The organism is Sphingobium sp. 3R8 (assembly GCF_020166615.1).
GTDB lineage: Bacteria > Pseudomonadota > Alphaproteobacteria > Sphingomonadales > Sphingomonadaceae > Sphingobium > Sphingobium bisphenolicum.
On record NZ_JAIQXR010000003.1, the window covers coordinates 164,647 to 189,280 of the forward strand.

Here is a 24,634-nt window from a genome sequence, read left to right on the forward strand (position 1 = left end):
CCCCATGCTGAACACGACGCTGCGCGCCTACGCGCTGGCCCTTCCGTTCGTCCTGACGACTCCGGCTTTGACTCCGGCCTTCGCGCAGGAAGTCCGGACCGCCGTCACCGCCGCATCGCCCGATGGCTCGATCGTTCTCACCGTCTCGACCGACAATGACAGCCGCCCGACCTGGTCGCTCTCGCGCAAGGGCAAGCTCCTGATCGCGCCGTCGAAGCTGGGCTTCATCCTGACCGACGGCCTCAACATGGTGCGGGGCTTCTCGATCACCGGGTCGGACAAGGGGCAGGGCAACGACCGCTGGGAACAGCCCTGGGGTGAGCGCCGCTTCGTCACCGACCGCTATAATGAAGTGACGGTCCGCTTCCGCCAGTCGGACGTGCAGGGCGCGCGCCTGATGAACGTGCATTTCCGCCTGTTCGATGACGGTGTCGGCTTCCGCTACGAACTGCCGGAGCAGCCCAATCTGAGCCGCATGAAGATCGCCGACGAGACGACCGAGTTCGACATCGCGCCCAAGGGCACGGCTTGGTGGATTCCGGGCGGCGAATGGAACCGGTACGAACAGGTCTATCAGAAGACACCGATCGACGCCGTGTCGACCGCCCATACGCCGATCACCATGCGGCTGGACGACGGCACGCATCTCAGCTTCCACGAAGCCGCGCTGGTCGATTATGCGGCCTATTGGCTGAAGCGCGCGTCTGGCCAGACCTTCCGCACGACGCTGTCGCCCTCGTCGCAGGGCGCGCGGGTGATCCGCGACCTGCCATTCAACACGCCCTGGCGAACCATCCGCATCGCCGACGACGCGGCGGGGCTGGTCGAAAATGATCTGGAACTCAACCTCAACGAACCCAACAAGCTGGGCGACGTCAGCTGGTTCCAACCCGCCAAATATATCGGCATCTGGTGGGGCATGATCCGGGGCGACTGGAGCTGGGCCGAAGGGCCGAAACATGGCGCCACCACCACCCGCACGAAGCAATATATCGATTTCGCCGCCAAACATGGCTTCCGCGGCGTGCTGGTCGAAGGCTGGGACAAGGGCTGGAATGGCGACTGGTTCGGCCATGGCGACGATTTCAGCTACACGCAATCGACCCCCGATTTCGACCTGCCGGGCCTTGCCGCCTATGCGAAGAAGAAGGGCGTCCACTTGATCGGGCATCACGAAACCGGCGGCAATATCGCCAATTATGAAGCGCAGTTGGACGACGCGATGAAGCTTTATGGCGGTCTTGGCGTCGATGTCGTCAAGACCGGCTATGTCGCCGACGCGGGCGGCATCATCGCGCCGGGGGACAAGCCTGGCGAAACGCATATGGAATATCATGACGGCCAGCGCATGGCCCAGCATCATCTGCGCGTCGTGGAGACGGCCGCCAGATATCATGTCGCGGTCAACGCGCATGAGCCGATCAAGGACACCGGCCTGCGCCGCACCTACCCCAATTGGGTCGGGCGCGAAGGCGCGCGCGGCATGGAATATAATGCCTGGGGCGCCTTCGCCAACGGCCCGGATCATGAGCCGACCTTGGTCTACACCCGAATGCTGTCCGGCCCGATGGACTTCACGCCGGGTGTGCTGAGCCTGGAGGGCGCGGACCATGCCCCGCTGGCATCCACATTGGCCAAGCAGCTCGGCCTCTATCTCGCCCTCTATTCGCCGATCCAGATGGCGGCGGACTTTGTCGAGACCCTCGCCAAATATCCCAGCGAGCTGGACTTCATTGCCAAGGTGCCGGCCGACTGGAGCGAAAGCCACCTGATCGCGGGCGAAGTGGGCGATTATGCCATGTTCGCGCGCAAGGATCGCAACAGCGAGAATTGGTATGTCGGCGGCGTCAACGACGCGACCGCGCGGACGGTGACGTTGAACTTCGACTATCTGGAACCGGGCAAGACCTACAACGCCACCATCTACAAGGATGGCGAGGGCGCGACCTATCTTAGCGACGCCCGCCACAGGATCGCCTATGAGACGCGGACGTTCCGCAAGGGCGACCGCTACGACCTGTGGCTGGCGCCGGGCGGCGGCGCGGCGATGCGACTGGTAGCGGCCAAAAAATAACCCTCCGTCCGCGTGACGCGAACGGAGGGCAAGGGCCTTCCGAATCCGGCCTTGGAGGCCGGTCTCCCCCGCCCCCGGACCGGACTGCACGCCGGGCCGGGGGCTTTTTTCCTAGCGCGGCGCCATACGGATCGCACCGTCGAGGCGGATCACTTCACCGTTCAGCATCGGATTGCGGACGATGCTTTCCACAAGCTGCGCATATTCGGCGGGTTTTCCCAGACGGCTGGGGTGCGGGACCTGCGCGCCCAATGCATCCTGCACATTTTGCGGAAAGGCTTCCAGCATCGGCGTCAGGAAGATGCCGGGCGCAATCGTCATCACGCGGATCTTGTGCTGGGCCAGATCGCGGGCGATCGGCAGGGTCATGCCGACGACGCCACCCTTGGACGCGCTATAGGCGGCCTGACCGATCTGCCCGTCATAGGCCGCGACCGAGGCGGTGTTGACGATGACGCCGCGTTCGCCGTCCACCTCTTCCGCCGCCGCAAGCCGGGCTGCAAATTTGGAAATGACGTTGAAGCTGCCGATCAGGTTGACCGTCACCGTCTTGGCGAAGGTATCGAGCGGATGTGGCACATTCTCCTTGCCCACGGTCTTCACAGCAGGCGCGATGCCGGCGCAATTGACCAGGATACGGGCGACGCCATGCGCCGCTTCGGCCGCGTCCAGACCCGCCGAGACGCTGGCGTCGTCGGCCACGTTGACAGCGACATAGACACCTCCCAGCGCCTCCGCCGTCGCCCGACCGGCGTCCTCATTCAGGTCGAAGATCGCGACCTTCGCCCCCTGCTGCGCCAGCATCGTCGCTGTTGCCTTGCCCAGCCCCGACGCGCCGCCGGTCACGATCGCCGCTACGCCTTTGATGTCCATCTCGCTGTCCCCTTCAGATTAATTCGACGGCCATCGCCGTGGCTTCACCACCGCCAATGCACAGGCTGGCCACACCACGCTTCAGGCCGCGCGTCTCCAGCGCGGCAATCAAAGTCGCCAGGATGCGCGCGCCCGATGCGCCGATCGGATGACCGAGCGCGGTCGCGCCGCCATTCACGTTGATCCGGTCGTCCGGGATGCCCAGTTCCTTCGCGGCGATCATGGCGACCACGGCAAAGGCTTCGTTGACCTCGAACAGATCGACGTCCGCGACAGACCATCCGGCCTTTTCCAGCGCCTTGCGCATCGCGGGCACCGGCGCGGTGGTGAATTTGGACGGCTCATGCGCATGGCCGGCGGTCGCGATGACCTTCGCCACCGTCTTGAGGCCCAGCCTTGCCGCCACGCTGGCGCGAGTCATGACCAGCGCCGCCGCGCCGTCTGAAATGGACGAGGCATTGGCCGCAGTGATGGTGCCGTCCTTGACGAAAGCGGGCTTGAGCGACGGGATCTTGTCGGGCTTGGCCTTGCCCGGCTGCTCGTCGGTATCGACGATCGTGTCGCCGCCCCGGCCCTTGACCATCACCGGCGTGATCTCACGCGCGAAGGCGCCGCTGCCGATCGCGGCATTGGCGCGTTCGAGCGAGCGGATGGCATAGGCGTCCTGATCCTCGCGCGTGAACTGATAGTCGCGCACCGCTTCCTCGGCGAAGACGCCCATCGCCTTGCCGGGTTCATAGGCGTCCTCCAGGCCATCCATCATCATCGTATCGATGATGCGGTCATGGCCGATGCGCGCACCGCCGCGATGCTTGGGCAGGGCGTAGGGCGCATTGGTCATGCTTTCCATACCGCCCGCGATCACGATATCGGCCGCGCCGCAGCTGAGCGCTTCATGCGCCATGATCGCGGCCTGCATGCCCGAACCGCACATCTTGTTGACGGTCGTAGCCTCCGTATTGAGGCCAAGACCCGCGCCCAGCGCCGCCTGTCGCGCAGGCGCCTGGCCCAGGCCAGCCGGCAGGACGCAGCCCATATAGATGCGGTCCACGGCATCGGCCGCCACGCCCGCGCGCTCGACCGCGGCCCTGACCGCCGCCGCGCCCAGATCGGTGGCCTTGACCGACGACAGTGCGCCCTGGAACCCGCCCATCGGCGTGCGGGCATAGCTGGCGATTACGACAGGATCATCCTGCATGTTCACTCTCCATCCTGACCTTAAAGACTGCGCGCGATGACCATGCGCTGGATATCCGACGTACCTTCGTAAATCTGGCAGACGCGGACATCCCGGTATATTTTGGCGACGCCATATTCCTCCAGATAGCCATAGCCGCCCAGAGTCTGCAGCGCACCGGACACGATCGCCTCGGCCGCTTCGGACGCGAACAGCTTGGCCATGGATGCTTCGGCAAGACAGGGCAGGCCCGCATCCTTGGTCCGTGCGGCATGCAGGACGAGTTGCCGCGCCGCCTCCAGCCGGGTGGCAAGGTCGGCGAGGCGGAAGCCCACCGCCTGATGATCGATGATCGCCTTGCCGAAGCTCTTGCGATCCTTGGCATAGGCGACCGCGATCTCCAGCGCGGCCTGCGCCATACCGACACATTGGGCGGCGATGCCGATGCGGCCCGTCTCCAGATTGGCGAGCGCGATGCGATAGCCCTGTCCGGGCCGGCCGATCAGCAGCTCATCCTCGACGAACATGTCGTCGAAACGCAGCGCGCAGGTGTCCGACGCGCCCTGCCCCAGCTTATGCTCGACCTTGTCCACGCCATAGCCGGGCCGGTCGGTCGGCACGAGGAAGACCGACAGGCCCTTCTTGCCGGCGTCGGGATCGGTCACTGCGACGATCATGACCAGGCCGGCGATCTTGCCCGATGTGATGAACTGCTTGGAGCCGGTGATGCGCCAGCCGCCGTCCACCTTGGTCGCGCGGGTGCGCACCGCCGAGGCGTCGGACCCTGCATCGGCTTCGGTCAGCGCGAAGGCGCCGATCATGCGCCCGCCGATCAGGTCCGGCAGGAAGCGCGCCTTCTGCGCATCGCTGCCGTCCTTGAGCAGGCCGGACACAAGGATCGAATTCTGGATCGAAACGATGGTGGAGAGCGCGCCGTCGGCCGCCGCGATCTCCATCAGCGCCAGCGCATAGGATACGGCGTCGGCTTCCGCCCCGCCAAAGGCTTCGGGCGCCGTCATGCCCCACAGGCCCAAGCCCGCCATCTCCCGGAACAGTTCGGGCGGATAGCCGCCTTCCGATTCGAAGCGGGCGCTGTGGGGGCGGATCGTCTCCTGCGCGAAGTCGCGCACCGTGTCGCGGATGGCGGCCTGAATCTCGGTCAGCATAAACTCACTCGTATTTTCTATACTCATGGGTATATTGATTGTCCGGCAGTTTCTTGTCAATGCTCCCGGCTTGCAAGGAGATGCTGTTGCCCAAATCTGCCGTTCCCGTTTCAGCCGCCGCCGTTCCTTCCCCCTTCCGCAGCAAGGCGGAACGCGAGCATGACCGGGCGGAAAAGCGCGAAGCCGTGCTGCTGGCGGCAGTGCGGATGTTCAATGCGCGGGGCTATCACGCCACGTCGCTGGACGATGTCGCGGCGAGCCTGGGCGTCAGCAAGCCGACCATCTATCATTATCTGGGCAATAAGGAGCAGGTGCTGGTCGAATGCGTCAATCGCGGCCTGTCGATGCTGCGCGAGGCCGCGGATGCGGCGGCCGGCGCGCCGGGGAGCGGCCATGACCGGCTACGCGCCTTCCTGCTGCGTTATGCCTGCATCAATATGGACGATTTCGGCCGCTGCGTGATCCGCACCAATGAGGAGGTGCTGTCGATGGACAGCGCCATCCGCTTTCGCGCGCGCAAGCGGGAGATTGACGATGCGGTGCGGGGGCTGATCGCAGAGGGAGTCGCCGATGGGTCAATCGCGCCGGTCGATGTCCGCTTTGCCTCCTTCGCGCTGGCGGGTGCGCTCAACTGGCCGGCGCGCTGGCATGATCCCGATGGGCCGCTCAGCCCGGAAGAGGTCGCGGAGAAGCTGGTCGATATCGCGCTGGGCGGCCTCACCCCGCGCCGCTGAGGATCAGATGTCGGGCAATGCCTGCGCAGCGAAGCCCCAGCCCTTGAGGCTGGCCGCGCGTTCGACCAGCCTCGCCGCGTCGCCGATCGAAAAAGGATGCGCGTCCTTCATTCCGTCCAGCTCGTCCCAGTCGATCGGGATCGCCACCGGCGCGCCAGCGCGGGCGCGGGCCGAATAGGGCAGCACGGCGGTGCTGCCGCGCTGGTTACGCAGCCAGTCGATGAAGATCTTGTCCTTGCGCCTGGCCTTGCTCATGGTCGCGACGAAGCGATCCGGCTCGGCCGCACTCAGCGCCTGGGCGAAGCGAGACGCGAAATCCTTGTGCGTCTCCCAATCATGGCCCGGCGTCAGCGGCACCACGACATGCACGCCCTTGCCCCCCGACAGCATGGCGAAGGAGACGAGGCCGATATCGGACAAACGTGCGCGAATGTCCTGCGCCGCGCCTTTCACCCGATCGAAATCCATACCCTCATCGGGATCGAGGTCGAAGATCATCCGGTCGGGCCGCTCCACCGCATCGGTGCGGCTGGCCCAGCCGTGAAATTCGATCGTGCCCATTTGAACGCAGGCGAGCAGCCCTTCGGCATCCTCGACATAGATATAATCCTCGCTGCCACCGTCCTTCTCGCGGATCGGCACCTGCCGCACCGCCTGGCCGAAAGCGCCGCTGTCATGTTTCTGGAAGAAGCATTTCTTCGCCCGCCCTTGCGGACAGCGGACCAGGCTGATCGGCCGGTGCGCGGCGAAGGGCAGCATCAGCGGCGCGACCGTGACATAATAATCCGCCAGTTCGCCCTTGGTCTGGTCGCTTTCGGGGAAGATGACGCGGTCGGGGTTGGTGATGCGGACAGCGGGAGCCGCTTTGGGCGCTGCGGCGGGCTTTTCGGGTGTGACCGCCTTCGCCGGCTTGTCGCTACGCAGGCCGAGGAAGCTGGCATGGCGCACCCGACCGTCGGCGGTAAATTCGGCAAAGGCGATTTCGGCGACCAGCCTGGGTTTCAGCCAGGTCGCGCCGCGCGTTTCGGTCCGCGGCACGTCGACCGGCGCCTTGTCCGTTTCCAGCGGGGTCATCGCCTTGTCGAGCATGGCCATCAGGTCCGCGTCGAAGCCGGTGCCGACCTTCCCCTTATAAACAAGCGCCTTGCCCTCATGCTGCGCCAGCAGCAGCGAGGCGAAGGGGCGCCCGCGCGCAGTGCTGGCGCTGCGGCCGATGATAACGAACTCCTGCCGGCGGGTGCATTTCACCTTCACCCAGTTACGCGTGCGGTCGCCGCGATAGGGCGCGTCGATGCGCTTGGAGATGATCCCTTCCTGTCCGGCGTCACAGAGGGAGCGATATAAGGCTTCTCCCGCGCCGATCACATGGTCGGCAACCTGGACGGGTGGCTTCGCCGCTTTCAACAGGGCTTCCAGCCGTTCCTTCCGCTCGATCTGCGGCAGCGCCTTCATGTCCTGCCCCTCCAGCGCAAGCAGGTCGAAGGCGAAGAAATGAAAGGGCGTATCGTCCCGCTGCGCGCCATGGCCGCGCTTGAGCACAGACTGGAGCGCGGAGAAGCTGGGATTGCCGTCTGATCCCAAGGCGACGATCTCCCCGTCGATCAGGGCGGGGGGAAGGTCCAGCGCCGCGATCGCCTTCACAAGCGGCTGGAACTTGGCGGTCCAGTCGAGCGCGTTGCGGGTGAAGATGCGCACCTGCTCCCCCGCCACCGCGACCAGCGCGCGATAGCCGTCAAATTTGATCTCGTGCAGCCAGTCATTGCCCGCCGGCACATCATCCACAAGGGTTGCGAGCTGGGGCCTGGCGAAGGCGGGCGGCTTGGCTGCGGTCTTGCGCGGCTTGGTCACAACTTTTGCATTATGATCGCGCGCCGCCTGCATCTTGCCGGCAAAGACCTTGCCCTTGACCCCGGCGAGCGACTGGGCGCCCGCCTTGTCCGCCGCGATCTCCGCCATCGAACGTCCGGTCAGCACGCTGGTCAACGCCCGTTCGACCAGTTGGTCGCCTTCGCCGGCATCCGCATCATCGATCTTGCGGAGCAGCCAGTTTTCGCGCTTTTCCTTTGGACGCCCTTTCATGCGGACGAGCAGCCACTCGCCCTTCATCCGCTCGCCATCCAGGGTGAAGTGCAAATGGCCTTTTTCCAGATCCTTGGCGCTCTTCCCTTCCACCGGCTGCCAGGTGCCGCGATCCCATAGCATCACCGTGCCGCCGCCATATTCGCCTTCGGGTATCAATCCCTCGAAATCGCCATAGCTTAACGGATGATCCTCGGTCCGCACCGCCAGGCGCTTGTCCGCCGGGTCGATGCTCGGCCCCTTGGTCACGGCCCAGCTTTTGAGCACCCCGTCAATCTCCAGCCGGAAGTCCCAGTGCAGCCGGGTCGCATCATGTTTCTGCACGACGAAGCTGTTGCCGCCCGTGCTGGCCATTTCGCCCTTCGGCTCGCGAGTGCGGGCGAAGTCCCGCTTGGCGTTGTAGGCGTCGAGCGGATTGCGAGCCATGGGTCAGGCGCTTTTGCGCTTCGCGGTCGTGCGGCTCTTGCTCGCGGCCGCTTTCGCCGGCGCTTTTTTCGCGGGCGCCGCCTTGCCGCCGTCCCCGACCGATTTCTTGAGCGCGGCCATCAGATCGATGACATTGCCGCCCTTTGCACTGGCCGGTTCCTCGACATCCTCGATGACGCGCTTGCCCTTGGCCTTCTTCTTTTTCTCGATCAGCCGCTGGAGCGCATCGACATAGCGGTCGTGAAACTCCTCCGGCTTGAACGGCGCGGTCTTCTTTTCGATGATGGTGGTGGCGAGGTCGAGCAGGTCGGCGTCGGCCTTGTCATCGGGCAGGTTGCGGAAATAGGTCTGGGCGCGCGTCACCTCGTCGGCATAGCGCAAGACTTCGAGCACGAGACCGCGTCCGCAGGGCTTCAAGGAGACAAGCTGTTCGCGTCCGCGCACCGACAATTGGCCCAGCCCCACCTTCTTGGTCTGGCGCAGCGCGTCGCGCAGCACCGCATAGGCTTCTTCGGCCAGATCGTCGGCCGGGACGACGAAATAGGGTTTTTCATAATAGAGGACGTCGATCGCGTCGGATTCGACGAACTGGACCAGCTCCAGCGTCTTGCGGCTCTCGATCTTGACCGCCTCGATCTCGTCCTCTTCCAGCAGGACATAATTGCCCTTGGAGATTTCGAAGCCCTTGAAAATTTCGTCCCGGTCCACCGGCCCCACGCCCTGCACCACCTTCTCATAGCTGATCGGCTTGCCGGACGGCTCATGAATCTGGCGAAAGCTGATCGCCGCGCCGGACCGGGTGGCGGGGTAGATTTCGACCGGGATCGACACCAGGGCGAGCCGGATCTGGCCCTGCCAATATGCGCGTGCTGCCATGTGACCACCTCCGTCCGCATCAGCGCCCGGTCGAGGCGGAAGTTCCTTAAGACGCTGTGGCGATCGGCGTCATCACCCCGCCTTCCACTGATATTATCGATCAGACAGAGCGATATTCCCGGCTTTGTTCGACTGGGCTATGCTCCTACAAAATGCCGCAGGGACTTGAAGCAGGAGAGAAGACATGGATGCCAAAACCTCTGATCCGCTAGGCTGCCCGATGAAGGAGCCCGCGGCGCGGCGCACTTTGCTCGGCCGCACCAATCGCGACTGGTGGCCCAACCAGCTATCGCTCGAAATCCTCCAGCAGAACGGCCTGTCAGGCGATCCTCTGGGCCATGATTTCGATTATGCCGCGGCGTTCAAGTCGCTCGACTATGATGCGGTCAAGGCGGACCTGACCGCGCTGATGACGGACAGTCAGCCCTGGTGGCCGGCCGATTATGGCCATTATGGCCCCTTCTTCATCCGCATGGCCTGGCATAGCGCCGGCACCTATCGGACCGGCGACGGGCGCGGCGGCGCGTCCTCCGGGTCGCAGCGTTTCGCCCCGCTCAATAGCTGGCCGGACAATGGCAATCTGGACAAGGCGCGCCGGTTGCTGTGGCCGATCAAGCAGAAATATGGCCAGAAGCTAAGCTGGGCCGACCTGATGATCCTGGCCGGCAATGTCGCGATCGAATCGATGGGCGGCCCCGTCTTCGGCTTCGGCGGCGGTCGCGCCGATGTGTTCGAGCCCGAGAAGGACATCTACTGGGGCACCGAGGAACAATGGGTAGGCCAGGACGGTAACGAAACGCGCATCCAGCCCGACAAGGAGATGGTGCTGGAAAGCCCGCTGGCTGCGATGCAGATGGGCCTGATCTACGTCAATCCCGAAGGACCGGGCGGCAATCCCGACGCGCTTCAATCGGGCCGCGACATTCGCGAAACCTTTGCGCGGATGGGCATGAATGATGAAGAAACTGCGGCGCTGACCGCCGGGGGCCATACGTTCGGCAAGGCGCATGGCGCAGGCGACGCGTCGCTGGTCGGCGCGGAACCCGAAGGCGCGGACATCGCGCAGCAGGGGCTGGGCTGGCAGAGTGGGCATGAAAGCGGCATGGGCGACCATACCATCACCAGCGGAATCGAAGGCGCGTGGACGCCGACGCCGATCACATGGGACATGACCTATTTCGACATGCTGCTGGACCATGACTATGAGCTGGTGCGCAGCCCGGCGGGCGCCAAGCAATGGCAGCCGGTCGGCAATCCGGAAGAGACGCTGGCGCCCAAGGCGCATACGCCCGGCGTCAAGGTGCCCACGATGATGACCACCGCCGACATGGCGATGAAGATGGACCCGGCCTATCGCGCGGTGATGGAGAAATTCCGGGCGGACCCCGCCTATTTCGCCGACGCCTTCGCCCGCGCCTGGTTCAAGCTGTGCCATCGCGACATGGGGCCGAAGGCTCGCTATCTCGGCCCCGAAGTCCCGGCCGAAGACCTGATCTGGCAAGACCCGATTCCCGCCGCCACCGGACCGGCGCTGGGCGAAGCGGATGTCGCCGCGCTCAAGGCGAAGATCGCCGCTTCCGGCCTATCGGTGCAGGATCTGGTCAAGACCGCCTGGGCCTCCGCCGTCACCTATCGCCGGTCGGACCATCGTGGCGGCGCCAATGGCGGTCGGCTGCGCCTGGCTCCGCAGAAGGACTGGGAGGTCAACGAACCGGCCGCATTGGCGCGAGTGCTGGCGGTCTATGAAGGCATCGCCAGCGATAGCGGCGCGTCGGTCGCCGACCTGATCGTGCTGGGCGGCAGCATCGGTATCGAGCAGGCGGCGAAGGCGGCGGGGCATGAGTTGACCGTTCCCTTCACGCCCGGTCGTACCGATGCGAGCGCCGAGCAGACCGATGCCGACGGCTTCGACGTGCTGGAGCCCAAGGCGGACGGCTTCCGCAACTATCTCCAGACGCGCTATAATGTGCCGACGGAGGAGCTGCTGGTCGACCGGGCGCAACTGCTGGGCCTGTCGGCGCCGGAGATGACCGTGCTGGTCGGCGGGCTGCGCGTGCTGGGCGCTAATCATGGCGGGTCGAAACATGGCGTCCTGACCGACCGCGTCGGGCAACTGACGAACGACTATTTCGTCAACCTGCTCGATATGGGCACCGCCTGGAAACAAGTGGACGATACCAGCGACGAGACGTTCGTCGGGACCGACCGCGCCAACAACGTCGAGAAATGGACGGCGACGCGCACCGACCTGGCCTTCGGCGCCAATTCTCAGCTACGCGCCCTGGCTGAAGTCTATGCCTCCTCCGACGCGGGCGACAAGTTCGTGAAGGACTTTGTGGCCGCCTGGACCAAGGTGATGAATGCAGACCGGTTCGATCTGAAGGCCTGATTGAGACAGGGAGTTGGACAGTTCGCAGCGCTTTTACGGCGCTGCGAACTGTTCCATTTTATCGAACATTTTGATTGATTTTATCTGCCTGAACAGGAAAGCCGGCAAGCGCTAGACAGGTCTTCAACAGGGCGACGCCATCCCGGCGACCTCCGCCCCATGAGGAGACAGACAATGATCGAACTACGCCCCTTCGACAGCCTCGGCGGCGACAATCATGGGTGGCTGAACGCCAAGCATCATTTTTCCTTCGCCGGCTATCATGATCCCGCCCGGATGCACTGGGGCAATCTGCGCGTCTGGAACGATGACACGATCCAGCCCCACACCGGCTTCCCGCCGCATCCGCATCGCGACATGGAAATCATCACCTATGTCCGCGAAGGCGCGATCACCCATGAGGACAGCCTGGGCAACAAGGGCCGCACCGAGGCCGGTGACGTCCAGGTGATGAGCGCGGGCACCGGCATCCGCCATTCGGAATATAATCGCGAAGATGTGACGACGACGATCTTCCAGATCTGGATCGTCCCGACCCGCCAGGGCGACGCGCCCAGTTGGGGCGCCCGCCCTTTTCCCAAGGGCGAACGGTCCGGCCAGTTCGTGACGCTGGCGTCAGGCTACGACAATGACGACGACGCGCTGCCGATCCGCACCGATGCGCGGGTGGTCGCCGCGACGCTGAAGGCCGGCGAAAGCGCCGACTATCCGATCGGCGCCGACCGCAAGGCCTATCTGGTCCCGGCGACCGGTGCGATCGAGATTGACGGGCAGCGGGTCAACGCCCGCGACGGCGCGGCGATCAGCGACCTGGCCGTCATCCGCGTGACCGCGATCGAGGATAGCGAGATCGTGCTGGTCGACGCCGCCTGATATCAGGCCGGCAGGGGCGCCATGGCCATGACGGTGGCCATGGCGCCCTTGTCTTCGAGACTCGACAGATGCGCGGTCAGCAGGTCGGCGAACACGGCATCCCTCCGCAGCGCCGGGGGCATCACGGCGTCGAGCGACAGCATCGCACGCACCCGGCCTGCCGCGTCGCCCTGCCCGGCCAACAACGCTGCGATCCGGTCGGCAAGCGGATCGTCCACGACATGGGGCTGGCCCAGATCGTTCACCCCAGCCTGCCATCTGATCCAGGCGGCGACGCCCAGCGCCAGAGCGCCGACCCCCTGCCCCACCGCGCGGCGGTCCGCGATCGTCGCCAGCAGCCGCTGGGGGAGTTTCTGCGACCCGTCCATCGCGATCTGCCGGGTGCGATGCATCAAATCCCCATTGTCGAAGCGCGCCATCAGGTCGCGGCGATAGGCGGAGACATCCAGTTCAGCCGGCGGCGACAACGTGGTTTCGGCTTCGTCCCACAGCCGCTCGACATAGGCGCGCATCGCCGGCTGTTCGAGCGCTTCATGGACATGGGCGATCCCCGCCAGGCCGCCCAGATAGGCGATCGCGCTATGCGCGCCGTTGAGCAAACGCAGCTTCGCTTCCTCCCATGGCGCGACCGCCGTGGTGATCTGGACCCGCGCGCCGAAATCGGGGCGCGGGCCGCAAAACTTGTCCTCGATCACCCATTGGGTGAAGGGCTCTGTCTTGACCAGCGCCTGGTCGACCAAGCCGCAATCGCGGGCGAAGGCGGCGATATCCTCCGCCGTCGTGGCGGGGACGATGCGGTCGACCATGGTTTCGGGGAAAGCGCACTCCGTCGCGATCCAGTCCGCCAGAGCGGGATCGTGCCGCTGCGCCAGGGCGATCACCGCGCCGCGCAGCCTGTGGCCGTTGCGCGGCAGATTGTCGCAGGAAATGGCGGTGAAGGGCCCCAATCCCCTGGCCCTTCGCTGCGCCAGCGCCGCCACCAGGAAACCCGGCGCAGTGACCGGCGCGGCGAGGCTGGCGAGATCGGCCGCCAGATCGGCATCGTCCGCCAGCAGCGCGCCAGTTGCGGGATCGAGCTTATAGCCCTTCTCGGTCACGGTCAGCGTCACGATATGGGTGTCAGCAGCGGCCAGCATCGCAACCACGGCCGCGGGGTCTTCGCGCGCGACCGAGACATCCAGCACGGCACCGATCAGGCGCGTTGCGACATCGGCGCCGTCGCGCACCAGCAGATGATAGAGGCCGTCCTGCGGCGCCATCTGGTCGCGCACGCCCGGCGAGCGAAGCGATACCGCGCGGATGCCCCAGCGCAGGTCGCCCGCGCCCAGCACATCGTCGAACATCACCGCCTGATGCGCGCGGTGGAAGGCGCCGATGCCCAGATGGACGACGCCGGCTTTCACCTGCGCGCGGTCATAAGCGGGGCGGACGATGATATCGGGCACAGCGGCCAACGTGCCGGACGATAGGCGGGTCATGGCATGATCCTGAAATTAGGTCAGAGGGTGACGCCGCGCTTCCAGATAGCGATGTCGCGTTCGTCGTTTAGTTCGTTACGCGCAGGTTCGCCCGACGCGATGGCGCAGATGCGCGCCATCAGGACATCGGTCGTGGCATCCAGGCCATCATCGAGCACCTGCGCCGCGTCGAAATCGATCCAGCCGGGCTTGCGCCGGGCGAGATCGTGGTTGGTAGCGAGTTTCAGCGTCGGGATCGGGCTGCCCAGTGGCGTGCCGCGCCCGGTGGAAAAGAGCGTCATCGTCGCCCCGGCCGCCGCCAGCGCGGTGGTCGATACCGCGTCATTGCCCGGCGCCTCCAGCAAGGTCAGGCCCGGACGGCGCAAGGTTTCGCCATAGGCCAGCACGTCGGTGACGGTCGCATGGCCGCCCTTCTGCACCGCGCCCAGCGATTTTTCCTCCAGCGTGGTGATGCCGCCCGCGACATTGCCGGGGCTGGGATTTTCGGAGATCGGCTCGCCATGGTCGATGAAATAGCGTTTGAAGCGGTTGACCAGCGCCACCAGTGCATCGAACACCGGCTCGTCCGCTGCGCGCTGCATCAACAGGCGTTCCGCGCCGAAAATCTCCGGTATCTCGGTCAGGATCGCCTGCCCGCCCGCCGCCGTGACGACATCGGCGGCGCGGCCGATCAGCGGGTTGGCGGTAATGCCGCTCAGCCCATCGGAGCCACCGCATTTGAGGCCGAGGCGCAGCGCGCCGATATCCACGGTTTCGCGCCGGTCCTGCGCCGCGATGGCCACCAGTGCATCGATCGCGCTTTCCGCCGCCGCATATTCGTCGGCACTGATCTGCGCGCTGACGCTGCGGACGCGGTCGCGCCGTTCGGACGGAATGCGCTCCAGCAGCGCCGCAAGCTGGTTCTCTTCGCAGCCCAGGCCGATCAGCAGCACGCCCCCGGCATTGGGATTGGACGCCAGCGCGGCCAGCAGCCGCGCCGTGCCGTCCAGATCGTCGCCGAGCTGCGAACAACCCAGCGGATGCGGGAAGGCCAGTACGGCGTCGACCCGCCCGGCATGGCGATCTCCCGCCTGTTTGGCGATCCGTTCCGCGGTACGCGCGACGCAGCCGACGGTAGGGATGACCCATATCTCGTTGCGGGTGCCAACGCTGCCATCGGCACGGCGATAGCCGTCGAATCGCCAGCGCGTCTCGGAAGGCGCCCAGTCGCCCGTGGACAGAGGAACGAAGCTGTACGGCTCCTCGACCTTCAAATTGGTGCGTAGATTATGGCTGTGGACGTGGTTCCCCGCCGCAATCGCCTGAGTCGCGCTGCCGACAGGCCAGCCATAGCGGCGGACCGGTTCGCCCGCCGCGATCGGGCGCAGGGCGAATTTGTGCCCCCGGCCGACCGAGTCGATCAGGGTGACGACCTGTCCCGCTACGGCGATCGTTTCGCCTGCGTCCAACGCGCGCAGCGCGATGGCGACATCATCCTGCGGGGCGATGCGGACGGCATCGGGCAGGGTGTCGACAGGCGGATCAAGGGTAGGTGCGATCGTCTCCATTGCACCGTGATAGCATTTGTGCCAACGCTGGCACAAGTCCCAAGGAGATGCTGTCATGACCCATCTTTCGCTCGATCCGAACCGCCTCTTCCCGGCGGACCCCGGCACGCGCGCGATCGCTCGTTCGCTCTATGACAGTGTCGCCGCGCTGCCGATCGTCAGCCCGCATGGCCATACCGATCCCGCCTGGTTCGCGACCAACGATGCATGGGATAATGCGACCGCGCTGCTGCTGGCGCCGGACCATTATCTCTACCGAATGCTCTACAGCCAGGGGGTGAAGCTGGAGGATCTGGGCGTGCCGGCCCATGGCGTGCCGGGCGACGCCGATCCGCGCGCGGCCTGGCGTATCTTTGCGCGCAACCAGCATCTGTTCCGCGGCACGCCTTCCCGGATGTGGCTCGACCATGTCTTTGCCGAGGTTTTCGGTTTCGACACGATTCTGTCCGAAGCGACCGCCGATCATTATTATGACCGGATCGGCGAACTGCTCGCCACCCCGGCCTTTCGCCCGCGTGCGCTGTTCGACCGCTTCCATATCGAGTTGCTCGCCACCACCGAAGGCGCGCATGAGCGGCTGGACCATCATCGGGCGATCCGCGAGTCGGGCTGGGACGGGCAGGTCGTGACCGCCTATCGCCCCGACGCTGTGGTCGATCCGGAACATGAGGATTTCCACGCCAGCCTGGCCGCCTTCGCCGAGCTGACCGGCGAGGATGTGCTGACATGGCGCGGCTATCTACGCGCCCATGCGCGGCGGCGGCAGGATTTCATCGCCATGGGCGCGACCTCCACCGACCATGGCCATCAGAGCGCGCGGACCGCGAACCTGTCCGATGCGGACGCCGCCGCCCTGTTCGACCGCATCGTCGGCAAGGACTGGACCGCGCAGGATGCCGAACTGTTCCGCGCCCAGATGCTGACCGAAATGGCGCGGCTCAGTCTGGATGACGGGCTGGTGATGCAAATCCATCCGGGCGCCTGCCGCAACCATAATGCGTGGCTGCACCGCGTCTATGGCCGCGACAAGGGCGCGGACATCCCGGCGCGCACCGATTATGTGGGAGGATTGAAGCCGCTGCTCGACCGCTTCGGCAATGAAGCCGCGCTGTCGATCATCCTCTTCACCCTGGACGAAAGCACCTATGCCCGCGAACTGGCGCCGCTGGCGGGCCATTATCCTTGCCTGAAGCTGGGGCCGGCCTGGTGGTTCCATGACAGCCCGGAAGGCATGATGCGTTTCCGCGAGATGACGACGGAGACGGCGGGCTTCTACAATATGGTCGGATTCAACGACGATACCCGCGCCTTCCTGTCGATCCCGGCGCGGCACGATGTCGCGCGACGGGTCGATTGCGCCTTTCTCGCGCGGCTGGTCGCCGAAGGGCGGCTGCGCGATTGGGAGGCGCAGGAACTGGCGGTGGACCTGACCTATAATCTGGTACGCAAGGCCTATCGCCTGCCCGAAGCGCCGCCGCGACCATTGGCCAGCGCGGCATGATTGTCAGGGCGCGCGCGCTCGCATAGAGCGGGAGCGTCCAGACATCGCCAGGAAAGCCGTCATGCCCGATAATGACCCCAGCACTGGCGGCAACGAACCGACGATCGTCGATGTGGCGGCGCTGGCGGGCGTATCGATCCGCACCGTGTCGCGCGTGCTCAACCAGTCGCCCAAGGTCAACAAGGAGACGCGCGCGCGCATCCAGGACGCGATCGATGCGCTCAATTTCCGACCCAGCCTGCGCGCCCGCGCGCTGGCCAAGGGGCGCTCCTTCCTGATCGGCATGGTGCATAATGATCGCAACGCGCTGGTTCTGGACAGCGTGCAGCGCGGCGTGGGGCGCGAGGCGACCCGGCGTGGCTATGAAGTGATCTGCCATAGCGTGCCGGTCGGCGACCCGGGTGCGGGACAGGATGTGCTGGGATTTTGCCGGCGCGCGCGGGTCGACGGGCTGGTGGTGATGCCGCCGGTGTCCGACATGGCCGGGCTGCCGGCCGCGCTACAGGCCGACCATATCCCCGCGGTGGCGATTTCGGCGGTGCCGATCGAGGGTTATGGCGCGGTGCTGCTGTCGCAGGAGCGGCAGGCGGCGGGCGATGCCGCGCGGCATCTGCTGGCGCTGGGGCATCGGCGCATCGCGATGATTACCGGGCCGCATGACATGATCTCGGCGATCGAACGCCGCGCGGGCTTTGTCGAGGCGCTGGAGGAGGCGGGCGTCGGGCCGCCGGTCGAGGTGGAGGGCGACTATAGCCTGGCCGCGGGCATGACGGCGGCTGGCCGGCTGCTCGCCATCTCCCCTACCCCGACCGCCATTTTCGCGGCGAACGACATCATGGCGGCGGGCGTACTGAAGATCGCCGCGGCGCGCGGGATCGCGGTGCCGGACGGGCTGTCGGTGGTGGGCTTCGACGGCAGCATCGTGGCGGAGATGCTCACGCCTTCGCTCACCACCGTCGCCCGGCCCTTCGGCGAGATGGCGGAAATGGCGACACGCCACCTGATCGATCTGATCGAGGGGCAAACGCCTTGCGATCTGGACAGCCCCGTTCTGTCGCTGGTGCCGGCCCAATCCAGCGGGCCTTCGACCGATCCTAGCGATAGCGGCCCATCGTCACCTTGATCCACACCGGATGGTCGATCAGGTTCAGCCCATAATCGGTCTGGTCGCCATTCCAGATGCGGTCCATGACCCAAGCGCCCTTGTCGAAATGCCCCTCCTCGACCTTGACGATCATGCCGCCCGGCGCGCTGCCGTCCCTGGGGGCGAAGTTCAGGCGGACATGGTCGCCGGTCAAGAGAAATTCATCGGCTGACAATTGGGCGACGACGGTGCCGCCGGTCGGCTCGCTCGCCCAGGCGGGCAGGTCGGCCTTGGGGAACCATTCGCGCTGGCCGAACTGCCACTGGCCGAAGCTGGCGGTGATCGTCCAGTCGCCCATCGTCGTGCCGACGGCCGCGCCGTCATCGGGCCTGGCCGCGCCCCAGACCGGATGCTCGAACGCGATCCTGGCCCAGGGCGCCGACGCCACGACCCGATATTTGGCGGCGAAGACGTCCAGCGTCCTGTCGTCGAAGCCTTTGGCGCCCAGCGGATAGTTGAAATAGCCGGTATCATCCATGCCGAAGGGCGCGAAACCGATCGCCCCGCGCCCCAGCGCCGCCCAGAAATAACGGGCATATTCGGCGGCATTGCCGATTTCCGGCACCATCAACGCATTGTCGGGCCTTGTGTAGAGGTCGAGATGCCGGAAGACGTTGCGGCTGGCGCGATCGTAAATGTCTGGCGCGGCGAAATCGATCGAGGGCGCCGCCACCTTCCAGATGTCGATCACATCGCCCTGCGGCCCACCGCTCGACAGCGCCATCGGATCGGGCTTGGCGAAGGGGTCGCCCAGCGCCGCGTTCACATACATGGGCAGCGGCTTGATCGCCTTGCCGGCCTTTGCCAGTTCCTCGATATAGCGGGCGGTGTGCCAAGTGTTGAAGGCGCGATCGGCCTGGTCGCCGAAGACGGTCGCCCAGTTGCCGGCCGATTTCTTCAGCATCTTGGTTAGTGCCGCCGGCACCGGGCCGTCGAACAATTTCTGCGCGGCGGGGCTGTAGTCGCGCGGATTGCGGTAGCTGCCGACTTCATTTTCCGGCTGGACCAGAATGACCGTGTTCTGCGTGTCATGGTCGCGAATATAGGCCATCAGCGCCAGGAATGCGCGCTTGTCCGCCGCCAGTGTCGCCACGCCATGCGGCGACAGGACGCCATGATCCGCACCATCCTTCGTCTTCATGCGCGGAAAACGGCGATTGTCGAGCTTCACCCAGTCGGGCGTATAGGCGAGGCCGGTATTCTTCCACGCACCGAACCACAGCAGCACGATGCGCTTGTCATGCTTGCGTGCTTCATCCAGCAGCGTCTGGACGAAGCTGTAGTCGAACTGGCCCTCCCGCGGCTCCAGTTGCTCCCAGGCGATCGGCGCCTCGACCGTGTTCGCGCCGATCCGGTCGAGCGTCGCCCAGACCTTTTCCAGCGGCGCGGCATAATTGCTGCTGTTGTTGATCTGCCCGCCCAGCATCAGGAAGGGCGCGCCATCCACGATCAGCGCATGGCGACCGGCCTTGGTTTCGATATGCGGCGTGTCGCCCTGCGCCAGCGCGGGGCGCGCGATCAGCAGGGAAGCGGCGATCAGGGTCCGGGTGAGGATCATGGAATGGCCTTTCATGGCTGTTCGTCGAGGGAGAAGATGCGGGTCGTTTCGGTCCATTTCGCGCCGGGCACGGCCCAGGGAAGCGGGCGCTGGACGCCGTCCATCTGCGCTTCCCAGGCCTGCACCGCCGGATCGGCCGCATCCGCCGCCGCCTTGGCCGCCGGGTCGAAACCGGGGCCGGTTTCCATCAGCATGACCAGCCGGTTGCCGCTGCGATAGATGTCTATCGCGATCACGTCCGCCGTCCGGATGCTCGCCCCGATCGCGGGCGGCAGCGCGCCGGCGGCGTGCCATGCTTCATAGCTGGCGATGGCGTCGGCCTCGTCGGCCAGGTCGATCAGCAGGACATGCCGCATCAGTTGACCCAGCCGCCGTCGATCACATGCACCGCGCCGGTTGTGAAGGACGCTTCGTCGCTCGCGAGATACAGCACCAGCGCCGCGATCTCCTCTGCCCGGCCGAGACGGCCCATCGGCTGGCGCGCTGCGAACGCGGCCTGCGCAGCGGCATAGTCGCCCGTATCGTGCAGGCGTTGTTGCAGCGAGGGCGTATCGATCGTGCCGGGGCAGATGCAGTTGCAGCGCACCCCCTGCCCCACGAAATCGGCGGCCACCGCCTTGGTCAGGCCGATCACCCCCGCCTTGCTCGCGCCATAGGCGAAACGGTTTGGGATCCCCTTCACCGAACTGGCGATGGAGGCCATGTTGACGATCGATCCCGCGCCCTTTTCGACCATGCCGGGCAGGAAGGCCCGGATCGTGTGATACATGGCGGTCATGTTGAGCGAGAGGGCGAAGTCCCAATCCTCCTGCGGACATTCCAGGATGTTCCCGGCATGGACCACCCCCGCGACATTGGCGAGGATGTCGATCGGGCCGACCTCCGCCGCCAGCGCCCGCACCGCAGCCCCGTCGGTCGCGTCGAGCCTGCGCAATTCGCAGCCGTCCAGCCCCTCCAGCGCATCACGGTCCCGGTCGGTCGCGATCACGCGCGCGCCCTCCGCCACAAAGCGCTGCGCACTCGCCCGGCCGATGCCGCGCGCCGCCGCCGTGATCAGCGCGACCTTGCCTTCCAGACGCCCGCTCATGCGCGCGCCTTCGTGGGGAGACAGTCGGGGCCGATGGGATCGAACGCCTTGTACGTCAAAATAAACTCCTGATGGCCAAGGGATTCGGAAACACTGCGCTCACCCGCCGCGACGGCCAATAGCTTGTCGTAGATTTCCGTGCCGACCTGCTCCAGCGTCGCTTCGCCTTCCAGGATGCGCCCGGCATTGACGTCCATGTCGGCCGCCAGCCGGCGGCCGGTATCCGGGTTCGCGCAAATCTTGATGACCGGCGAAATGGCCGATCCGACCACCGATCCGCGCCCGGTCGTAAACAAAGTCAAATGCGCGCCGCAGGCAATCAGTTCGACGATCTCCGCATTGTCGGAGATATTGGGGAAGCCGAAGCGCGGTTCGCCGTCAGGCACCACGTCGAGCAGATAGAGGCCGCCCGTCGGCGGCACATCGCCCGGCTTCAATATACCGTCGATGGTCGAGGAGCCGGATTTGGAATAGGCGCCCATCGACTTTTCCTCCTGCGTCGTCAGGCCGCCCTCCGCGTTGCCGGGCGCGAAGCTGCCGAAACCCATGATGGTGTAATAGCGTTCGGCCTTGTGCACGCACTCTTCGATCGCGGCCGCCAGTTCGGGCGTGCGGGCGCGGTCTGCCATGATCTTTTCGCATCCGACCAGTTCGCCCGTCTCCTCGAAGATGCAGGCCGCGCCGTCCGCCACCAACCGGTCGAAAGCGCGGCCGACCGCCGGATTGGCAGTGATGCCGCTGGTCCCGTCCGACCCGCCGCAGATGGTGCCGACGATCAGTTCCTCGACGCCCATCGGCCCGCGCGGGACGTCGGCGATGGCGGCGCGCACGCGCGCCACCGCCTCGACGCCCGCCGCGATCGTCGCCGCCGTGCCGCCCGTCTCCTGGATCACCAGCAGTTCGGCGGGCCGTCCACTCGCCCGCGCCACCGCCAGCAGCCGCTCGCGATTGAAACTCTCGCACCCCAGCGACACGATCACGAGGCCGCCGACATTGGGATGGGTGGCGATCGCCTCCATCACCTTGGCGGCATAGGCGTTGGGATAGCAGCCGGGAAAGCCGATCAGTTGCACATCGGGATCGTCCGCCCTGTCCACGATCCGCCGCGCGACATGATGCGCGCATTCCACCAGATAGGCGACCGCGACGACATTGCGGATGCCCTTGCGCCCATCCTGCCGGAGCCAGGCCTGGATCATGCCCCCTGCTCCAGCGCGGTGCGCGTATGGCTGCTGATATAGTCGCTCTTCATATTGTGCATATGTATCCAGTCGCCGGTCGCGGCATCGGCGGTCATCGACCCGATCGGCGCACCATATTTGATGATCTTGTTCCCGGCGCGGAGCGGCGCGCGGGCGATCTTGTGCCCGATGGATATCCCCTCGCGCGCGGGGATCGTGCCGCCCGAAACGGGGAGAATGTCACCTGCGTCGATCGGACGGACACAGATCAGGACATTGTCGTCGGGGTGCAACAGGATCAGGCGCGCATCGTCCTGCAACATGGAAGCATCTTTCAGGGCGGCATCGAGCGCAGGCCAGAGCGCGTGGGGCAGGGGCGCCGAGCGGCGGGTCATGCTGTCGGCGACTTGATCCGGCCCGACCAGGCCGGGGATGACGCTGACGACCGCAGGATGGCGGAGCGGAAATTGCAGGGCGGCAGCGGGCAGCGCGACGTCGAAGGCGACGCAGGCGTCCGACAGGCGCTGCGCCCTGCCGACGATGTCGGCGCTGGGAGCAGTATAGTCGAAATGCAACGGGCCGCCGAGGTCGCGCGCCAATATGCCGCTATTATAGGGGCCACCGACGATCACTTGCACGCCCAGTTCGGCGCAGCGCGCCAGCAACCGTTCCGCGCTGCGGTCCAGCAGCGTGTAGCGCCCGGCGAGCAGGATCATGTCCAGCGCGACATGGTCGAGCAGTTCGTCGCAGATCGCGACTTCATTGACGCCGATGCCGATCGCGCCGATCGCGCCCGCTTCGCGCAGGTCGCACATCGCCCGATAACCGCCGTCGAGAAAGGCGCGCAGGTGGCGGCCATGATCGGCGCCATGGGTCGCCCGGCCGAGATCATGGGCGAGCAGCAGGTCGATCCGATCGCGGCGCAGGCGCGCGCAACTCCCTGCGAAGGATCGGAGCACGGCGTCACGACCATAGTCGAAGACCGGCTCGAACGGATCGGCATCGACGAAACCGTGGCGTTCGCCCCGCGCGGCGGTCGGTATGAGCAGGCGCCCGACTTTGGTCGACACGGCCGCTTCGTCCGCCGGGTCGCGTTCCGCCAGCATCGCGCCCAGCCGCCGTTCGGCCAGGCCGAAACCATAATGGGGCGCCGTGTCATAATAGCGGATGCCCGCATCCCAGGCGGCGTCGAGCGTGGCCCGCGCCTCCGCCTCGCTCACGGCGCGATAGAGATTGCCGATCGGCGCGGTGCCCATGCCCAAATCGGGGATCATGCCGATCCCCCCCGCCGCGTCGCCCACGCATAGAGCCCGACGACCGCGAAGCAGAGCGCGGGCACGAGCATCGCCGTGCGGATCGTCCCGGTCAGGTCAGACAGCAGGCCCATCGCCATCGTCAGCACCGCGCCGCCGATGATCGCCATCACGATCATCGACGCGCCCGCCTTGGTCAGCGGTCCGAGGCCGCGCAGCGACAGGACGAAGATGGTGGGGTAGAGGATCGACATGAAGAAGCTGGTCGCCACCAGAGCGGCAAGACCGACCACGCCCCCCGTCACCGCCACCAGCGACAGGACGATATTGATCCCCGCGAACAATGCCATCAGCCGCGCGCCATTGAACCGGGACAGCAGCGCCGCACCGATGAAACGGCCGACCATGAACAGCGCCAGCGACAGGGTCAGCAGCCAGGCCGCCTTTTGTGCGCCGATGCCCGGCACGACGCTTTCCGCATAGCGGATCAGGTAGCTCCAGATGCCGACCTGCGCGCCGACATAGAAGAATTGCGCTGCCACCCCCGCCAGATAGCGCGGCCGCCGCAACAGCGCGCCATAGCCCGCGAAGATCGGGCCGGTCGTCGCTTCCGCCTGCGTGGCGGCACGGGGAAAGCGCGTGAAGGCGAGCGCCGCCGCCCAGCCCAGCACCACCAGCGCGATGCCGAGATAGGGTAGCTGCACCGCCGCGGCGCCTGCAGCGCCCTGCCGGGGGGCGTCGGACAGGATCAGGGTCGCGCCCAGCGCCACGCCGGTGATCGATCCCAGCGGATTGAAGGCCTGCGCCAGATTGAGCCGCTGCGCCGCCCCCTCCGCCGGCCCCATCACCGCGACCATCGGATTGGCGGCGGTTTCGAGGAAGGCCAGGCCACTCGCAATCACGAACAGCGCGAAGAGGAAGAAGCCGTAGCTGAGCTGTGTCGACGCCGGCAGGAACAGCAGCGCGCCGCCGCCGAACAGCAGCAGCCCCAGAATGACCGTCGCCTTGTAACCCAGCCGTTCGGCCGCCAGCGCGGCGGGAATCGCGAAACAGAAATAGCCCAGATAGAAAGCCGACTGGACCAGCCCCGACTGAAAATCCGACAGCGAAAAGACATGCCGGAAATGGGCGATCAGCACATCGTTGAGGTTGTTCGCCACCCCCCACAGGAAGAAGAGGCCCGTGGTCAGCACCATCGCAGTCCGGCTGCTCCGTCCG

At 65.9% G+C, this 24,634-nt stretch carries 19 protein-coding genes; 6 read left to right on the plus strand and 13 right to left on the minus strand.

Annotation, left to right across the window (positions count from 1 at the left end; translation table 11 throughout):
- The first annotated feature begins 4 nt into the window (after positions 1–4).
- Complete coding sequence (locus tag K9B33_RS04210; protein WP_224546920.1) at positions 5–2,074, plus strand: glycoside hydrolase family 97 protein; 2,070 nt, start codon at positions 5–7, stop codon at positions 2,072–2,074.
- 111 nt (positions 2,075–2,185) lie between these two features.
- Here the strand turns inward: K9B33_RS04210 and K9B33_RS04215 are convergent, their stop codons facing one another.
- From K9B33_RS04215 to K9B33_RS04225, 3 genes are read right to left on the minus strand one after another with little or no spacing between them, the layout of a single operon-like run.
- Positions 2,186–2,947 carry an SDR family NAD(P)-dependent oxidoreductase gene (locus tag K9B33_RS04215; protein ID WP_224546922.1) on the minus strand — a complete coding sequence of 254 codons (762 nt, stop codon included), beginning with the start codon at positions 2,945–2,947 and terminating at the stop codon, positions 2,186–2,188.
- Positions 2,948–2,960: 13 nt separating this feature from the next.
- Positions 2,961–4,145 (minus strand): acetyl-CoA C-acyltransferase, encoded by a 1,185-nt coding sequence (locus K9B33_RS04220; RefSeq protein ID WP_224546924.1) that lies wholly within the window; start codon positions 4,143–4,145, stop codon positions 2,961–2,963.
- 20 nt (positions 4,146–4,165) lie between these two features.
- Positions 4,166–5,290 (minus strand): acyl-CoA dehydrogenase family protein, encoded by a 1,125-nt coding sequence (locus K9B33_RS04225; RefSeq protein WP_224546926.1) that lies wholly within the window; start codon positions 5,288–5,290, stop codon positions 4,166–4,168.
- Between the two features lie 86 nt (positions 5,291–5,376).
- Here K9B33_RS04225 and K9B33_RS04230 point away from each other — a divergent pair, with 86 nt between their 5' ends.
- Positions 5,377–6,024: a TetR/AcrR family transcriptional regulator gene (locus K9B33_RS04230; RefSeq protein ID WP_224546927.1), complete on the plus strand. Its 648-nt coding sequence runs from the start codon at positions 5,377–5,379 to the stop codon at positions 6,022–6,024.
- Positions 6,025–6,027: 3 nt separating this feature from the next.
- Here K9B33_RS04230 and ligD read toward each other — a convergent pair whose 3' ends face one another.
- Positions 6,028–8,529, minus strand: a complete 2,502-nt coding sequence (ligD, locus tag K9B33_RS04235; RefSeq protein WP_224546928.1) for a DNA ligase D — start codon at positions 8,527–8,529, stop codon at positions 6,028–6,030.
- A 3-nt stretch (positions 8,530–8,532) separates the two neighbouring features.
- A complete protein-coding gene (locus K9B33_RS04240) occupies positions 8,533–9,405 on the minus strand; it encodes a Ku protein (protein WP_224546929.1) in 873 nt (290 codons plus the stop codon).
- Positions 9,406–9,589: 184 nt separating this feature from the next.
- Between K9B33_RS04240 and katG the strand changes: the two genes are divergently transcribed.
- Both katG and K9B33_RS04250 read left to right on the plus strand, forming a co-directional pair.
- Positions 9,590–11,794, plus strand: coding sequence for a catalase/peroxidase HPI (katG, locus tag K9B33_RS04245; RefSeq protein ID WP_224546930.1), 2,205 nt, complete (start codon positions 9,590–9,592; stop codon positions 11,792–11,794).
- Positions 11,795–11,968: 174 nt separating this feature from the next.
- A complete protein-coding gene (locus K9B33_RS04250) occupies positions 11,969–12,667 on the plus strand; it encodes a pirin family protein (RefSeq protein ID WP_224546931.1) in 699 nt (232 codons plus the stop codon).
- A 2-nt stretch (positions 12,668–12,669) separates the two neighbouring features.
- Here the strand turns inward: K9B33_RS04250 and K9B33_RS04255 are convergent, their stop codons facing one another.
- Positions 12,670–14,145 (minus strand): mannitol dehydrogenase family protein, encoded by a 1,476-nt coding sequence (locus tag K9B33_RS04255; RefSeq protein WP_224546932.1) that lies wholly within the window; start codon positions 14,143–14,145, stop codon positions 12,670–12,672.
- 20 nt (positions 14,146–14,165) lie between these two features.
- Positions 14,166–15,692: a UxaA family hydrolase gene (locus tag K9B33_RS04260; RefSeq protein WP_224547094.1), complete on the minus strand. Its 1,527-nt coding sequence runs from the start codon at positions 15,690–15,692 to the stop codon at positions 14,166–14,168.
- 55 nt (positions 15,693–15,747) lie between these two features.
- Here K9B33_RS04260 and uxaC point away from each other — a divergent pair, with 55 nt between their 5' ends.
- Entirely contained in the window at positions 15,748–17,193 is a 1,446-nt protein-coding gene (gene uxaC, locus K9B33_RS04265) for a glucuronate isomerase (RefSeq protein ID WP_224546933.1), read from the plus strand.
- A 61-nt stretch (positions 17,194–17,254) separates the two neighbouring features.
- Positions 17,255–18,316, plus strand: coding sequence for a LacI family DNA-binding transcriptional regulator (locus K9B33_RS04270; RefSeq protein WP_224546934.1), 1,062 nt, complete (start codon positions 17,255–17,257; stop codon positions 18,314–18,316).
- Here K9B33_RS04270 and K9B33_RS04275 read toward each other — a convergent pair.
- The 6 genes from K9B33_RS04275 to fucP are packed head-to-tail and all read right to left on the minus strand — an operon-like array spanning position 18,288 to position 24,612.
- Positions 18,288–19,895 (minus strand): DUF5597 domain-containing protein, encoded by a 1,608-nt coding sequence (locus K9B33_RS04275; protein WP_224546936.1) that lies wholly within the window; start codon positions 19,893–19,895, stop codon positions 18,288–18,290. The two genes, K9B33_RS04270 and K9B33_RS04275, sit on opposite strands and share 29 nt — an antisense overlap.
- 11 nt (positions 19,896–19,906) lie before the next feature.
- Positions 19,907–20,251, minus strand: a complete 345-nt coding sequence (locus tag K9B33_RS04280) for an L-rhamnose mutarotase (RefSeq protein ID WP_224546938.1) — start codon at positions 20,249–20,251, stop codon at positions 19,907–19,909.
- Positions 20,251–20,982, minus strand: coding sequence for an SDR family oxidoreductase (locus tag K9B33_RS04285; RefSeq protein WP_224546940.1), 732 nt, complete (start codon positions 20,980–20,982; stop codon positions 20,251–20,253). The genes K9B33_RS04280 and K9B33_RS04285 overlap by 1 nt, the downstream gene beginning before the upstream one ends.
- Positions 20,979–22,181, minus strand: a complete 1,203-nt coding sequence (locus K9B33_RS04290) for a UxaA family hydrolase (protein WP_224546942.1) — start codon at positions 22,179–22,181, stop codon at positions 20,979–20,981. Before K9B33_RS04290 ends, K9B33_RS04285 begins: the two co-directional genes overlap by 4 nt.
- Positions 22,178–23,437, minus strand: a complete 1,260-nt coding sequence (locus K9B33_RS04295) for an aldo/keto reductase (RefSeq protein ID WP_224546944.1) — start codon at positions 23,435–23,437, stop codon at positions 22,178–22,180. Before K9B33_RS04295 ends, K9B33_RS04290 begins: the two co-directional genes overlap by 4 nt.
- A complete protein-coding gene (fucP, locus tag K9B33_RS04300) occupies positions 23,434–24,612 on the minus strand; it encodes an L-fucose:H+ symporter permease (protein ID WP_224546945.1) in 1,179 nt (392 codons plus the stop codon). The genes K9B33_RS04295 and fucP overlap by 4 nt, the downstream gene beginning before the upstream one ends.
- Positions 24,613–24,634: the final 22 nt, after the last annotated feature.

What these genes read in the sequence shown, in the direction of transcription:
- K9B33_RS04290 (WP_224546942.1), bottom strand. Translation starts at nt 22,181, where the DNA reads ATGATCCAGGCCTGGCTCCGGCAGGATGGGCGCAAGGGCATCCGCAAT.
- K9B33_RS04280 (WP_224546938.1), bottom strand. Translation starts at nt 20,251, where the DNA reads ATGCGGCATGTCCTGCTGATCGACCTGGCCGACGAGGCCGACGCCATC.
- uxaC (WP_224546933.1), top strand. Translation starts at nt 15,748, where the DNA reads ATGACCCATCTTTCGCTCGATCCGAACCGCCTCTTCCCGGCGGACCCC.
- K9B33_RS04270 (WP_224546934.1), top strand. Translation starts at nt 17,255, where the DNA reads ATGCCCGATAATGACCCCAGCACTGGCGGCAACGAACCGACGATCGTC.
- fucP (WP_224546945.1), bottom strand. Translation starts at nt 24,612, where the DNA reads ATGGTGCTGACCACGGGCCTCTTCTTCCTGTGGGGGGTGGCGAACAAC.
- K9B33_RS04220 (WP_224546924.1), bottom strand. Translation starts at nt 4,145, where the DNA reads ATGCAGGATGATCCTGTCGTAATCGCCAGCTATGCCCGCACGCCGATG.
- K9B33_RS04260 (WP_224547094.1), bottom strand. Translation starts at nt 15,692, where the DNA reads ATGGAGACGATCGCACCTACCCTTGATCCGCCTGTCGACACCCTGCCC.
- K9B33_RS04240 (WP_224546929.1), bottom strand. Translation starts at nt 9,405, where the DNA reads ATGGCAGCACGCGCATATTGGCAGGGCCAGATCCGGCTCGCCCTGGTG.
- K9B33_RS04295 (WP_224546944.1), bottom strand. Translation starts at nt 23,437, where the DNA reads ATGATCCCCGATTTGGGCATGGGCACCGCGCCGATCGGCAATCTCTAT.
- K9B33_RS04225 (WP_224546926.1), bottom strand. Translation starts at nt 5,290, where the DNA reads ATGCTGACCGAGATTCAGGCCGCCATCCGCGACACGGTGCGCGACTTC.
- K9B33_RS04215 (WP_224546922.1), bottom strand. Translation starts at nt 2,947, where the DNA reads ATGGACATCAAAGGCGTAGCGGCGATCGTGACCGGCGGCGCGTCGGGG.
- K9B33_RS04285 (WP_224546940.1), bottom strand. Translation starts at nt 20,982, where the DNA reads ATGAGCGGGCGTCTGGAAGGCAAGGTCGCGCTGATCACGGCGGCGGCG.
- K9B33_RS04210 (WP_224546920.1), top strand. Translation starts at nt 5, where the DNA reads ATGCTGAACACGACGCTGCGCGCCTACGCGCTGGCCCTTCCGTTCGTC.
- K9B33_RS04275 (WP_224546936.1), bottom strand. Translation starts at nt 19,895, where the DNA reads ATGATCCTCACCCGGACCCTGATCGCCGCTTCCCTGCTGATCGCGCGC.
- katG (WP_224546930.1), top strand. Translation starts at nt 9,590, where the DNA reads ATGGATGCCAAAACCTCTGATCCGCTAGGCTGCCCGATGAAGGAGCCC.
- ligD (WP_224546928.1), bottom strand. Translation starts at nt 8,529, where the DNA reads ATGGCTCGCAATCCGCTCGACGCCTACAACGCCAAGCGGGACTTCGCC.
- K9B33_RS04250 (WP_224546931.1), top strand. Translation starts at nt 11,969, where the DNA reads ATGATCGAACTACGCCCCTTCGACAGCCTCGGCGGCGACAATCATGGG.
- K9B33_RS04255 (WP_224546932.1), bottom strand. Translation starts at nt 14,145, where the DNA reads ATGACCCGCCTATCGTCCGGCACGTTGGCCGCTGTGCCCGATATCATC.